The sequence below is a fragment of the Psychrobacter sp. K31L genome, assembly GCF_017942195.1.
Classification (GTDB): domain Bacteria; phylum Pseudomonadota; class Gammaproteobacteria; order Pseudomonadales; family Moraxellaceae; genus Psychrobacter; species Psychrobacter glaciei.
In genome coordinates, this window is record NZ_JAGKSC010000002.1 from 226,494 (window position 1) to 240,935 (window position 14,442).

General features: G+C 44.3%; 11 protein-coding genes. 4 read left to right on the forward strand and 7 right to left on the reverse strand.

What is annotated here, in order from left to right; translation table 11 throughout:
• Positions 1-144: 144 nt before the first annotated feature.
• From J5X94_RS04085 to J5X94_RS04100, 4 genes are all read right to left on the reverse strand, one after another.
• Positions 145-546: an ExbD/TolR family protein gene (locus J5X94_RS04085; protein WP_210540267.1), complete on the reverse strand. Its 402-nt coding sequence runs from the start codon at positions 544-546 to the stop codon at positions 145-147.
• An 82-nt stretch (positions 547-628) separates the two neighbouring features.
• Positions 629-1,318 (reverse strand): MotA/TolQ/ExbB proton channel family protein, encoded by a 690-nt coding sequence (locus tag J5X94_RS04090; protein ID WP_210540269.1) that lies wholly within the window; start codon positions 1,316-1,318, stop codon positions 629-631.
• A gap of 116 nt (positions 1,319-1,434) precedes the next feature.
• Positions 1,435-2,406, reverse strand: a complete 972-nt coding sequence (locus J5X94_RS04095; protein WP_210540272.1) for an energy transducer TonB — start codon at positions 2,404-2,406, stop codon at positions 1,435-1,437.
• Between the two features lie 148 nt (positions 2,407-2,554).
• Positions 2,555-2,701, reverse strand: coding sequence for a hypothetical protein (locus tag J5X94_RS04100; RefSeq protein WP_210540273.1), 147 nt, complete (start codon positions 2,699-2,701; stop codon positions 2,555-2,557).
• 283 nt (positions 2,702-2,984) lie between these two features.
• Between J5X94_RS04100 and J5X94_RS04105 the strand changes: the two genes are divergently transcribed.
• The 4 genes from J5X94_RS04105 (at position 2,985) to J5X94_RS04120 (ending at position 7,187) form a co-directional block, all read left to right on the forward strand.
• A complete protein-coding gene (locus tag J5X94_RS04105) occupies positions 2,985-4,037 on the forward strand; it encodes a siderophore ABC transporter substrate-binding protein (RefSeq protein ID WP_210540275.1) in 1,053 nt (350 codons plus the stop codon).
• A 57-nt stretch (positions 4,038-4,094) separates the two neighbouring features.
• The gene (locus J5X94_RS04110) at positions 4,095-5,195 is read left to right on the forward strand and encodes an ABC transporter permease (protein ID WP_210540277.1); all 1,101 of its coding nucleotides are present in this window, start codon (positions 4,095-4,097) and stop codon (positions 5,193-5,195) included.
• Between the two features lie 85 nt (positions 5,196-5,280).
• A complete protein-coding gene (locus J5X94_RS04115) occupies positions 5,281-6,369 on the forward strand; it encodes an iron chelate uptake ABC transporter family permease subunit (RefSeq protein WP_210540279.1) in 1,089 nt (362 codons plus the stop codon).
• A 59-nt stretch (positions 6,370-6,428) separates the two neighbouring features.
• Positions 6,429-7,187: an ABC transporter ATP-binding protein gene (locus J5X94_RS04120; RefSeq protein ID WP_210540281.1), complete on the forward strand. Its 759-nt coding sequence runs from the start codon at positions 6,429-6,431 to the stop codon at positions 7,185-7,187.
• 433 nt (positions 7,188-7,620) lie between these two features.
• Here J5X94_RS04120 and J5X94_RS04125 read toward each other — a convergent pair whose 3' ends face one another.
• The 3 genes from J5X94_RS04125 to J5X94_RS04135 all read right to left on the reverse strand — a co-directional run bounded on the left by J5X94_RS04125 (position 7,621) and on the right by J5X94_RS04135 (position 14,352).
• Positions 7,621-8,955 (reverse strand): PepSY-associated TM helix domain-containing protein, encoded by a 1,335-nt coding sequence (locus J5X94_RS04125; protein WP_210540284.1) that lies wholly within the window; start codon positions 8,953-8,955, stop codon positions 7,621-7,623.
• A 158-nt stretch (positions 8,956-9,113) separates the two neighbouring features.
• Positions 9,114-11,438, reverse strand: a complete 2,325-nt coding sequence (locus J5X94_RS04130; protein ID WP_210540286.1) for a FepA family TonB-dependent siderophore receptor — start codon at positions 11,436-11,438, stop codon at positions 9,114-9,116.
• A gap of 832 nt (positions 11,439-12,270) precedes the next feature.
• Complete coding sequence (locus J5X94_RS04135) at positions 12,271-14,352, reverse strand: TonB-dependent receptor domain-containing protein (protein WP_210540289.1); 2,082 nt, start codon at positions 14,350-14,352, stop codon at positions 12,271-12,273.
• Between the last annotated feature and the right edge of the window lie 90 nt (positions 14,353-14,442).

Genomic DNA, 14,442 nt, shown 5'->3' on the forward strand with positions numbered 1-14,442 from the left:
GCTAAAATCGCATCAAACCTTTTATCAAATCAGGCGTAAACCGACGATAATGTCGAGACCTTAGCTAGGTTTATATCGCTCAGCCTGCTAATTTTACTGATAAGCTTCTTAATATAAGCACGGTATTAGGCACGGCAAATTACTTTATTCGTTAACAAAAGCTATTTTACTAAGACCAGCCTGACTGGCAGCGGCGAGCACTTGAGCAACGGTGTCGTACTTACTGTCTTTGTCAGCACGCAATTGTACAGAAGGATCTTTACCCGCGGCACTTTGCTGTTGTAACCGTGCCTCTAGCTCTTCCATGCTAATCGCATCGCTGTCCCAAAATATCCCTGCGTCTTTATCAATGCTGATTTGAATAGCCTCTGGCGGTGTTTCATTGACCTCGGCACTGGTCTTCGGCAACTCTAATGGCACCGTCGGATTTAGTACGGTCGCCGTCAATAGAAATATAATCATCAATACCAGCATGATGTCGATAAGCGGAATGAGGTTCATCTCATTCATACTTTGACTATCATCATCGCCCAATTGAAATGCCATAATCACTCTCAATACATTTGGTTATTCGCAATACAGCTCGCTTGGCTCTCGCCTAACGGACTGTTTCATCAATGGATAATTGTTAAGGCTGCGACGCGGCTGAACTCTGATAATGCGTCACTTGCTGAGCATCTGCTGCGTTTGAGTGCATACTTTTTGCCAATGGATCTTGGGCAACGGTAGACTTGCTGTCTATTGAAGGTTGCTGTATGACTACCATCTCGGCAGAATGTGCCAATAGGTCATGCGCTCTGTCGTTGGCGTGATACATCACACGGCGGTTGATACGCACTGCAAGGTTATAAAACACCACTGCTGGAATCGCTACGGCAATCCCCAAACCTGTCATAATAAGCGCCTCACCAACTGGTCCTGCCACTTGTCCCAAGCCCGCTTGCCCACTCATACCAATATTATGCAGTGCATGGAAAATACCCCATACCGTCCCAAACAAGCCAATAAACGGCGCAATCGCTGCCGTCGTCCCAAGGATAGGCAATCCGCGCTCGCTGGCAAAGCGATAACGACCAATATGCTTGAGCAGGGTCTGCTCAGTAACCACACGGCGAGTAGAGGTATCTGCGGCTATCATCTCGGCCTGTTTTATCTGAATCTGTTGACTCAAATCATCTGCAACATTGACGGCCAATTTGCGGCTTTGTAGCACACGAATAATGCCAGTCACCCAAGAGAGGATGGATAAAGCCAGCAACAAAAAGAACAAAGTTTTTGTCACCATGTCGCTGATTTGCCAGTATTGCATAAAGTCCATATTAGACTCCTTAGAGTATTGTTTTATTATCTAGTCTCACTGCAGCTAATAAATCTATGCAGATGACAGCGACGACATTAGTGCCATATATAAATAATGAGTCAAAATTCTTATGGTCAAGGAACGACATATTCAATCGGCAAGGTCACGTTGCCTACTACTGGCACACCAGCTTCGGTAAAGGGCTTAAACTTGCCAGAGTCAGCTTGTTTTTGTGCAGCTTGGTCTAATAATCTATTACCAGAAGATTGAGCAACGCGTACATTATCAATCCCGCCCTGCTTATTTACTCGCAACACTAAAACGACAGTCAATTTATCACCTGACCTAGCTCTGCGTGCAGCACTAGTCGGAAAACTAAAATTCGGTCGTGACGCCCAATTGGCATTGGTCGCTGTGAAGTTCACAGGAGTATTACTTGCGGCGGCAGCGGCCTGTGCTTTTGCACGAGCAGCGGCTTCTGCGGCCGCTTTAGCCGTTTTTGCTTCTGCTGCTTTTTTGGCATCCGCTTCGGCTTGAGCCTCTCGGGCAGCTTTGGCATCGGCTAATTGTTGAGCTTCTTGCGCGGCTTTTTCAGCTTGTGCTGCCAATATCTTACGGTTGTTATCAGCAGCTAAAGTATCTGCTTGAGCTGCTGATATCGACTCTTGCCGTTTTACTTCATGTTTAAAAGGTTCTTTTTCCACAGCCTTGGTTGTATCAGGTTGCGCCTTCGTTTTAGGCTTCAAATTAGGCTTTTCTGATGTTACCACTGGTTTGACAGCTGACTTGGTTTTCGCTAGCGGCTGAGATTCTTTCACTATTTCAGGTTTAGTGGTAGCGACAGACTTAGGTTGTGGCTGTGGCTGTGGCTGTATAGGTTTTACAGGCTCAGCAGTATCTATCGCAACCTCTGGCTCTTTCGTTTCAGCCGGTAACGTCACCATCTCGATCTCGATAGGTGGCGTGTCTTTTTCTGGTTCAACTTTTATCTCAGGGGTCTTGATCGCCACTAATGCGACTGCTGTCAGCACGTGCAAGCCCACCACTATAATAATAGCCGCGAGTATCAATTTGAGTGGTGGCGCGTCTAAATCCGTTGAACTCATAACACCCTAATATTAATTAACCGAGGTAGAATGGCGTAGATAATAATGCAAACGATAACTATTATCAATAATAAATTTATAATGATTTGCTTATCAGGCAAATGCTGAACCAATAATTTGCCTTATTTGAAAAGAAAAATCTGCTTAGTCATTCGGCTATCCTATCTCGAATATCGCTATCGCTATCGCTATCGCTATCGCTATCGCTATCGCTATCGCTATCGCTATCGCTATCGAAACTTATTGTATTGAGGCAGTCAAAATCAATAAATTCAGAAACGTTAATAAAACTCATTATCATTTGTATTGATAATGAGTCTCAATTAATTTATCATAGCCACTGATTGATTGCCCATCTTATAATATAAAAACTTTCAAGATATTAGGGCATATCTTAATAATATAAGCGTCTCTATATTTAAGCGTAAAAAACAATCAATAAAAAAACATGACTTTTAAAGTAATACCGTCGAGCATTGTATAGCGTGGAGCATCACGCTAGATAAGCTCTTTTTCTTTTCATATGGCCAATCATTTTATTTACACGTTGTCCAACCAGCTGATATACCGAGTTATTTATGTCTATTGCTTTACTTTCTAACCGCTCTCCAGCCCCTTTTTTTAAACGTCCTTTACTGACTGCTATGATGACCGCATTCGTAGCGACTGTCAGTGTAGCAGGCTGTAGCTCACCTGAGTCTAACGACTCTGAGCCTGCAGATGCTAAAACTGAAAATCAAACGGCGGATAATGCTGCGAATGTCGCCAATAATGATGCTGTCTCTGTTGAGAAAATAACGGTCGACACGGTAAAAGGCACTGTCGATTTGGCAATGAATCCATCGCCGTTAGTGGTCTATGATATGACGTTGATGCAGGATTTGGCTGCGTTAGATGTGGCAGTCGATGGCATGCCAAGTGGTCTAAAATTGGACAATTTACAGTCCAAGACACAGCCTGAGCCAAAAACAGTCGGCACCGTATTTGAGCCAGATCTTGAAGCATTAAATGCGATGCAGCCGCAAGCGATTTTGGTCGGCTCACGCATGGCTGAAAAATATGACGAGCTCTCTAGCATTGCCCCGACGTTAGACATGTCTATCGATACGGCCAATATTTATGAGTCAAGTAAACGCCGCTTGGCCGATTTAGGCGCATTGTTTGGCAAAAGTGAACAAGCCGCTAAATTACAACAAGACATTGATGGTTTGATTGAAGAAACCAAAGCCGTCACCAAAGACAGCGGGACTGGCCTAGTGATCATGGTCAATGGCAATAAAATGTCTGTCTATGGTGCTGAATCACGCTACGGCTTTATTCATAATGTCGCAAACGTACCCATCGCTGATGATCAAATCAAAGAAGGCCGTCATGGTCAGCCAATATCTTTTGAGTACTTACAAAAGACAAATCCAGACTGGTTATTTGTGGTGGATCGTAGTGCGGCTATCGGCGAAGACAGTGTCGGTGCAAAAGCAGTATTAGACAATCCACTAGTGGCACAAACCACTGCATGGAAAAAAGACCAAGTGGTTTACCTTAGCCCAGACTCATATCTTGCCTTTGGCGGTTATTATCAGTGGATGCAGGATTTAACGACGATTAAGACAGCCTTCGCTAACGCGAAATAAAAGCGATGACCATACAAGCCATATTTTTAATCAAATACTAATAAGCCAGTAGACGTTATGTCGTTATTTTCCTCTCGCGCTCATGCCAGCTTTAAAGCTAATACTTCTTTGCCAACGGCAACATCAAGTTGGAAAAGAAGCACTGGCAACAGTCTCAATTCTAAACATCGACGTGCCGTCATACCACCGTGGTTAATTAATACAGCAAGCCTCATTATTATGGGGCTTTTGGTGTTATTGAGCTTATCGATTGGTGTGGCTGACTTTTCATGGTCCGGTTTTCTACACAGCCTTATCAATCATAGCGCCAACTCTGATAGCTCGCTTTTTTTAGTCAGCCGACTCCCCCGCACTATTGCGATTATCTTGACTGGTATCTCGATGGCAGTTGCTGGGATGATTATTCAAGTGGTGCTAAAAAACCGCTTTGTAGAGCCATCCATGGTGGGTGCAACTCAAAGTGCTGCGCTCGGCTTGCTGGTGGTTAGTCTGCTGTTTCCTGCAAGTGCACTCATTATTAAAATGGGTGTGGCGACCGTCGCAGCAGTATTTGGCATGATGCTGTTTATGCTGCTGATTCATCGGATTCCACCGACTGATTTTTTGATGATTCCACTAATCGGTATTGTCTTTGGTGGCATTCTCGAAGCAGTGACAACCTTTATCGCTTATCAGACTGAGTCATTGCAGATGCTCAGTGTTTGGCAGTTTGGTGATTTTTCTGGCGTGTTAGCCGGTCGATATGAGTTGCTATGGCTAACAGGTGGCCTGTGTGTGTTGGCTTATATCATTGCTGATAAGCTCACCATCGTAGGATTGGGCGATAATATCGCACTGAACTTAGGTATTAGTAAACGGCAGGTAACCTGGCTTGGTGTGGGTATGGTAGCCATGATGAGTGCGGTTGTCGTTGTCACCGTTGGGATGATTCCTTTCATCGGTTTAGTCGTGCCCAACATTGTCAGCCGATTGATGGGAGATAAGTTACGTCGTAGCTTGCCAGCAGTCGCATTGCTCGGTGCATCCGCTGTCCTACTCTGCGATATCATTGGTCGCTCTATCCGCTATCCATTTGAAGTGCCGGTCGCTACTGTCTTTGGCGTGGTTGGTACGGTGCTATTTTTATGGCTGTTATTGCGTGCTCCAGCTGAGCAGTAGCAAGGTCTTTATTCACTTTCGGCACTTATTTACCGTCGTTCATTTTTTGCTTTATTAGATAAGCTTGGCACCATAGGATTTTTGTATGTTCTCATCAACTAAGCTTACTGCCACAAAGACTGGTGCTACCAAAACCAGCACAGCGATAGATAGCTCATATTCAACAGACAGCCCATATTCCACCTCTGCTATTCAAAGTCAGTTGGCAAAATTTTGGGCATTCATAGCTGAACATCCAAAATCCATCGCAGCCATTATTCTACTTATCTCGATGGCTTTATTTTTGACACTCAATGTCAATGGCTATTGGGACTTTGCCCTACCATTACGTGGCAAAAAACTGCTGGCATTAATGGTGGTCGGCTATGCTATCGGAGTGTCGACACTACTGTTTCAAACCTTAACGCACAACCCTATTCTCACGCCCTCTTTGTTGGGCTTTGATTCACTATATATCTTACTACAAAGCCTGTTGGTTTTCTTTTTGGGCGCAATAAGTTTTACCAGTCTCGATCCTATCGCCAAATTCACCCTTGAAATTGTCTTGATGTTTGGCGCGTCATTATTGTTATTTAAGCTGCTATTCTCAAAAAGCAGTCAGGATTTGACGCGGCTAATATTGGTCGGTGTTATCTTTGGTGTGTTATTTCGTAGCTTATCGGCACTCATTGCCAGATTGATTAATCCTGATGATTTCGTGGTGGTGCAATCTGCCAGCTATGCACAGTTTAATACGGTCAACCCGCAGCTGCTGGGTATCAGTTTGTTAATCTGTGCCGTCACTGCGATATTTGTGTGGCGCTGGCGTTATCAGTGTGATGTGTTGATGCTCGGTAAGTCCCAAGCTATTAACCTTGGTATCCATTATCAACGTCTCGCATTTGGGCTATTAACGGTCATTGCGGTGTTGGTCGCTACAGCCACCGCGTTGGTCGGTCCAGTGACCTTCTTTGGCTTGCTAGTTTGTGCGCTAACTAATCGCATGGCTCGTCATATGTATCATAGCGAGCGGCTGATATTGGTCAGTCTAGTCGCCATGATTTGCTTAGTACTCGGTCAGACTATCTTTGAGCAAGTGCTAGATATGGCAGGCGTATTGTCAGTAGTGATAGAGCTAGCTGGCGGTTTAATGTTTTTAGCATTGATCTTTATGTCTCAGCGCCGTTCGTTATGACCACTTAGCTGACACTATTAATTTAGATACACATAAAAAATTTTAAGATAAGACTCATTATGATTCAACTCAATAATATCTCGCACCATATTGGCAAGCAACAAATCTTGCATGACATTACGCTGTCCTTGCCAAGCGCACAGATTATTGCTCTGATTGGCCCCAATGGGGCGGGTAAATCTACCTTGTTTTCAGTTATGTCACGCCTGCAACCGCTTCAGTCAGGGCAAGTATGTTTTGGTGAGCATGATATTGTCAGTTGTCATGCTCGGACGTTGTCCAAGACAGTGGCCATGCTTGGCCAAGACAATCAAGTGCAAGGGCGACTGCGTGTACATGAGCTGCTGATGTTTGGGCGCTATCCCTATCATCAAGGGCAGCCAACCGCTGACGATCAGCAGAAGGTACAAGAGATTATTGAGCGATTTGAGTTGGAGCTGTTGGCCGACCGTTTCTTATCAACATTGTCCGGTGGACAGCGCCAGCGCGTACTGATTGCTATGATTGTTTGCCAAGATACGCCCTATCTACTGCTTGATGAGCCGCTGAATAATTTAGACATGTATCACGCTGGTCGCCTAATGCGTGAGCTACGAGAGCTGAGCCACAGTCAGCAGAAGACCGTCGTCATCGTCTTACATGATATCAATCAAGCCGCACAATTCGCCGATACGGTGGTCACAATGAAAGAAGGACAAGTGATGGCTATAGGTTGCCCTGCTGATGTTATTACCCAAGAAACGATGAAAGATTTATACAACGTCGATGTGACTGTCCTAAGTCATCAAGGTCGTCCAGTGATTGTTGATGCATTTTAAGTACAGAATTTTGCAAACGAAAAAAGGAATTGTCGATGCATAAAGCGCTATTAAATAATCGATGGATAAACTATAAAAATCTATCTCTATTAATTTTAGTGATTAGCTTTTGCCTGTTCATTTATTATGCTGTGAATAAAGAGATAGCAAATACTTTTTTTTGGCTAGGAATAACTTTATATGCTCTAAGATTGGTCGTTATTCCTATGGATTTTACTCAAAACATCTCTTCAGTAGATTACACAAAGAACTACGATGAAAATAATACATGGCATAAATGGGTGATGCTAGGTGAGACATTTTCTTCCTGTATTTTTACTGTCTTGATAGCATACACAATATTTTTGCAATTCAAGTGATAACTAGGGCATGCCTTTAATGCAGTACATAGCTATTCACTGAATTAAAAGCCTACCTTAGAAATCTGGCAATATTACCTACCCTTTTGCATCGCTTTAAGCCGTTGCTGTCGATTTTTCCACCATAGGTAGACGCCCGTCCCTGATAATACCGCCACGGCCAGACCAATCATTGCTAAAAATATTTGATATAGCCGATGTCCCCAACCTTGACCGATCTGCCCCATATGCAAGGTCGATAGCCATTGATCAGCTTTGCTGCCAAATGATGAGTTTTGATAGCCAAAATTGACGCGCTCGACGTTACCTGTTGCCGCATCAACAGTAATAGATGACGCGCCACCGTGCGTACCGATATCTTTATCCGTTTGAAAGCGCATCTGCCACTGCTTGTCTTCTTCGACCCAGCGAATACCTAGCAGCTGCTGCACAGACACGCCGTTCTGTTGCGCTGCACTATCGGCTTGTGCGCTTAAATAGGCAATGCTATTGGTCTTATTCACCACACGAGTGATTACATCCACATCGTTTGAGCGATTATTGACCCCCGTATTTGAATGTACACTCCCATCTGCACGCCTGTTTTGTTCTGCTATTTTATTCGGCTCAGGTTTGGCAGGTTTTCCCTCTCTTGGGGTCAGTCCGACCACCGCTTGCATCACTGGCTGATAGACGGGTTTTAAATTAAATCCGACGCTTGACCAAGCAATGATAAACAGCATAATCCAAAGCCATAAACCAAAAGCATGGTGCAAATCATAGTTGAGTTTAAAGAGATTGGTTTTGCGGCGAATTTTCCATGCCGGTAACCAACGCTTGAGAAAGGATGCGCGTTTTTTAGAAGAGGATTTTTTTTGCGCGTTTTTCTTTTTAACTGCTCTCGGAAACGTTAAGTAAAAGCCGATAAAGCAATTGATAGTCCAGACCAGTGAGACAATGCCCAAGACCCATTTACCAATGTCGCCAAGCAATAAGTCGCGATGTAACCAAAACACTTTCCACATGGTGTTGTGCCATGCCCATGCCTCCTTATCACGCGTACCGATGATGTGACTGGTATAGGGGTCGACATAGACTTCTTGAAAAGAAGGTTTTGGTTGGTTTTTGCCCTTATCTCGGTTTCTATCGACTGAAAACATCACTGACTTATCGGGCGATACAGACGTAGGCATACTTGAAAACTTATACTCAGGATACGTTGTAGTGACTTTGTCATGCAGCTCAGCAATAGAGAGTAGCGGTGCGTTTTGTGCGTCAATACTGGTCAGCTTACGGTTGAACACATCATCGAGCTCATGATGAAAAGCTAATAGTGCACCAGTGATACTGGCGATAATTAAAAAAGCTGCCATGGCAAGCCCAGTATAACGGTGAATCCAAAGGCAGCTGAGGCGAAGATTGAATGACATAAATAAATCTGCTGTTATATTGTGATAGTTATTGATTAAAGAATCTACTTAAAGAGGCTTGCTTAAATAAGCTCATTTAAAGAAAGTTACTGACAACACAAAAGGTCTGAACCAATAGCTCAGACCTTTTTTAATCGAACAAACCCTGTGTCTACCTATTAAAAGTCAACGCTAACGTCGAACACATAAGTACGACCCGGCTCATTGAACGTACGTGCACCAGCATTGGTACTAGTACCTTCACGATAAACACCCGTATCAAATAAGTTTTTGACACCAGCACCAACGGTAATACCGTCTGTCAGATCATAGCGAGTACCGATATTGGCAATGGCATACGGATCACGGTCGAGCGACAACGTATCAAGCTCATCCCCTGTTGTCACCGAAATATCAGGCGCTTCAATCGTGCCATAGTAGCTCACATCAAAGTCAGCATTCCAGCGAGGCGTAATGTCCCAATCGACACCAGTATTGAGAGTAAATTTAGGAATCAATGATAATGGCTCACCATTGTCTTTGCGCTCTGAGCGGAGAATGCCTGTTATGTTAGAAGACCATGAAACTGTATCGGTAACAGGGACTTTGACAAACCCTTCTAGACCTTCGATAATCGCTTCGCCTTGGTTCTCCCATAAAAATATAGAGCGATCTGTCGCCGTATCTACCGCCACACGGTCAACTCCAGCACCGATACGGTTGTCATAGGCGTTATGGTAGTAAGTCAAGCCAGCATTTAGCCCAGTGCCATCATCATAAGTAAAGGTTATCTCTTTGTTCCACGAGGTCTCATTTTCTAGGTCAGGATTACCCAGCACATGACAACCTCTTTCGTCAGTAGGTACCCAAGACGGGCAGCCATTACCACCAGTATAGTAAATATAATTTGGATCAAGCTGATACAGCGAAGGCGCTTTAAATGCGCGACTGACACCGCCCTTCACTGACCAATCAGGACTAAAGTACCAAGTGCTGTTGATACTAGGTGACCAGTTACTACCCGCCTCACTATGATAGTCAAAACGCAAGCCCGGTGTGATATACCAATCGGGCGTAATCTCGTAGTTGTCTTCTAAATAAACACCAATGAGGTAGGCATCTGATGTCGGGTCGCGCTTTTCAGGGTCGGTCTCTACATCACCAAAATCAAAACCATCTGCAAATGCCAAATCAGATACCACAGGGTTGTCCAGCTTTTCACCGCGGAACTCAGCACCAGCAGTCAAGGTATGACGGTCAAAATAGATATCCCACTCTGATTTAGCATTCAACGTATCGTAAGTGGCTTCTGTCCACTCAAACTCCTCTCCGTCATCAGGTATCTGAATTTGACCTTCACCACGTCCAGCACTGCCTTCACCCAAACGCTCATTAACTGTCCGAGTGTACTCTACAAAGCTGTTACTCCTAGCGTCATCATACTCACCCCGATGCGTGATGGCCGCACCATAACGCTGCATTTTGCTCGTTGTTTCACCTTCTAATTCATCTAACAAATTTTCGTTCACGGTTTGGAACAATGAATCACCTGCCCAGCGATTCTCTTGGCGGCTATAATTGACCTCAACACCGACCGTATTCATCGCATCCATCGCGTATTCAAACAGCTGACGCACATCAATATTTTCGACACCTTCAGTACCTGCCGCGACCGAGGCAGCCGGACCACTGCGCCCATCAACAATCTGTGCGTCTTCAGCATTGATATAAGGATCGTCCCCTTCACTATCGTGGTAACCAAGGGTAGTACGTGAGGACAGCTTATCAGTCAACGGACCAGACATATTGACGTTGGTACGCCAGCTACTGCCTTCTAGATCGCTTTCTGGTGCCTCGTAATGACCAGTAACAGAAAACTCTGTGTCAGTCGGGCGCTTGGTGATGATATTCACCACGCCGCCCATACTACCAGAGCCATAACGAGCGGCGGCTGGGCCACGCAATACTTCGATGCTCTCGATAGCGCTTGGTGGTACCCACTGCGAGTCACCACGAGTGTCTTGCTCGCTACCACGACTAGGACGTGCGGAATTACGAGAAGTGACAGGACGACCATCGATTAAGATAAGCGTGTTGTTTGGACCCATGCCACGCAAATCAATTTGACGCTGATTACCACGTTGGCCTGAAGTCGATGAACCCGAAAGGTTCACACCCGGCATTTTACGTACAATCTCTGAGATGTCATTAGAAAGCGATGCTTTTTCGATGGCCTCTTCACTAATGATAGACAGCCCCGCCGCTTGTTCCAACTCCTCTCTAGCCGCTCGTACCACAATCGTGTCTAGTGTAGCCGTAGGCACTGCTTCTTGGTCAGTCGCTGCTGCTTGCGTCACCATCTTATCGCCCTCAGCAGCAACAGCCGTACTGCTAAGAATAGAGGCCACAGCGATACTGAGCAGGACTTTTCCCGTCACTAAGCGTTGAGAGTTCTTTGGAGAAGTGAGGTATGAATGATCAGAGCGACCTGATTGGTTTAACATAAATAACGTTCCTTGAAGCACTTAGGCTCATTAGTACCTTGCAACTGCACTGACAGCGAATATTTTTAGCCACTTTGCATGCAATGCTTATCATGTATCCACATTCTCAACACATATACTAGACACACGACTGCGGAACGATACAAGTATGTTATGAAGTACGCGTATCGTAAAAATGTGACTAAAGCATGGGCAAAGGGCTTAAATATCGAGATAAGGCAAATTAGTAAAGATAGGTAATGAATAGGGTTAAAAGTTTGGTGACGCTACAACTGACATAGGCCAGCTATTTAAAATATGGATCACAAGAAGTTCTCTAAAATAGATAGGGCAAAGAACCCTTAACTATTCTGCAATGAACGAAACACACTTTAACGGAATAGAAATAATAATGCAAACATTAATGATAATTATTCTCATTTATTTTTGAACACGTCGCTTAATCGTCTGTAATGAATGCAAAACCCGTGCTCAACGTGACAATAGAGATACCTCACGATGCCATCTGTGTAACCTCAGTACATCCAAAATTTCTCAGTGCATACAAGCTTTCTCATTACATACAAACCCTCAGTGATAGCTTGCCCAGTTATAAACGCTACGAGTCAGATTCTGCATCTTGACGTTTAGTCACTTTATATTCATCTTTGCTTCTATCGAGCTTCCAATAGCGAAAAATATACCGTTGGGCTCTAATCCTATTCCAGTCTTGTCTAAAGCATTTATGAAGTTGAATCGTGCTCTATACTACTTTTAAACCTCTATCTACAATAAAAAGCCAGCTCTCTATTCAGACAGCTGGCTTTTTGCTATAAGACTTATCATCGTAAAATTAGAACTGGTAGGTTAAAGACGTTTTGATATTACGTCCCATGTCAAAATCAGTAGAAGCATCATTGGTCGCATTTAGTCGAGATGAGTGGCTAGCATACGTTTCATCAAAAATATTATACACACCTAGCGTCGCTTGAATACCTTCGATCTGAGTTGGCGTATAGGTCATAAAGATATCGTGAACATCGTAGTTGGGCTTGGTATCTTGATTATTATCTGTAACCGATGCCACATAAGTACTGCGCCAACCTAGATCAACGATATCAGTTGGTGCATAATTTAAGTTCACCATGTAGCGATCGCCCGAGTCAGCCGTGCCGCCACTTACCGAAGGAATACTGTCACCTGTTTCATCACCTTCACTACGTGCTCGTGAATAGCTTAGACCCATACCAAAGTTGCGAGTCGTATAATTGGCTGCCAGTTCGACCCCTTTGATTTCATAGTCTTCGTCGCTGTTTATTGTACCTTGGCAATCTTGTAAGTTGCCCGATGAACCGCGCGCACCAGTGTCGCAGTTGAGACCATATCGACCCGCGCGATCACCTGTTCTGATGAACTGCTGATAGTTTTCAATGTCAGTGACGAAGTACTTACCACTCAATTGCAGAGCATCATCAGCGATCGTTAAACCACGCAATGTCGTCGCAATACCAACCTCAGCGTTAGAACCTTCTTCCGCTTTTAGATCGTTATTAGCATAAGTCCCTGCTCCGTCATCATTAAAAACAGTTTGGCTTAAGTCTGGACCGTTAAATAGCTGCGTATAGCTCGCAAATACTTGGGTGCGTGGGGCAATCTCATAACTGGCAGCCAGTGCACCGACGACGTTGTCATACGTTTTGCCACCAGAGACAAACTCTGGAGATTCGTAGCGATCATAGCGCACACCTGGCGTTAAGGACAGTTTACCCATTTGCCATTGGTCTTCTAAATATACAGAAGTATTGGTTGCCTCATCACTGCCTGCCGCAGTGCCGTCACGAACCATTTCTGATTCTTTCTTATAGTGCTCAACACCTGCAATCAGCTTATGAGTGCCTTTGATACCCTCAATGATATTACTATCAATAACACTGGTATTCTGAATTTTGCCGCCTGTGGTTTGTACTTGAGCATCAAAATCAAAGTTGCCCACATTATCAGAGTCACGCAATATTTGCGTCTCTGTGTGGTAGATGTTGGTATCAACATCTACCAGCTGGTTTACAGGATTATAAGTATGATCAAGTGTATAGGTATCTCGGCTTATTTTCTGCGGTATTGGCTCATCAGACAGACTAGGAAAGTCTGGGCGAAATGGAAAGATACCGTCTTTTTCAGTACGGCTAAAGCTAGCGCCAATGCGGTGGTCATCAGTAATATTAGCACCCGCCTTCAATAAGATGCTTTCGCTTTCACTATCCTCAAAAAGCTCACGACCGCTACCATCTTCACCAGAGCTAGTATCACGCTTACCATAGTAAGCAAGCAGATCAATATTCTCTGTTGGGGCGCCATACACGGTGGCTGAAGTCAATAGTTCATCATTATTACTACCATAACCCAAATTGACTTTAGCACCGATTTTTTGATTAGGTTTGAGCAAGTCTGCCGCATCAACGGTTTCAAACGCAACCGCGCCACCAAGAGCATCATTACCTAGTGTCACCGAGTTATTACCAACAGCAACTTCTGCTTGTTTTAGTAAGTCAGGATCGATAGTGATATCACCCATGTGATAGAACAGCGCACCTTCTTGGCGGGCGCCATCAATCGTTACTTTCAGATTGGTATCATCTAACCCACGTACACGAATACGTTGGTTGACCGATGATGTGCCGCCGACACTCACTCCTGGCACCACATCCAAAAAGTCGTTCAAGTGGCTTGCTTGAGCCGCTGGCGTATAGTCATCTATATAGACAGAATCTTCTTGTACATTGTTACGGACTGAGCTATTAGCCGTCACCGTGATGGTCTGTAGCGTTGTATTTGGCATATCTTCTGCTGTGGCTGCACTGGCCGCTTGTGACCACAATACGGCTGCCACCCCTATAGACAATACGGTCAACTGACTAGATAACTTAATTTCGCGCATAACACACTCACTTTATTTACTATTAGAATTTTTAAAGCCGTCGATAAACGGTCTTTTATAAAACTGCCCTTTAAGCGACTTGTTTGATAT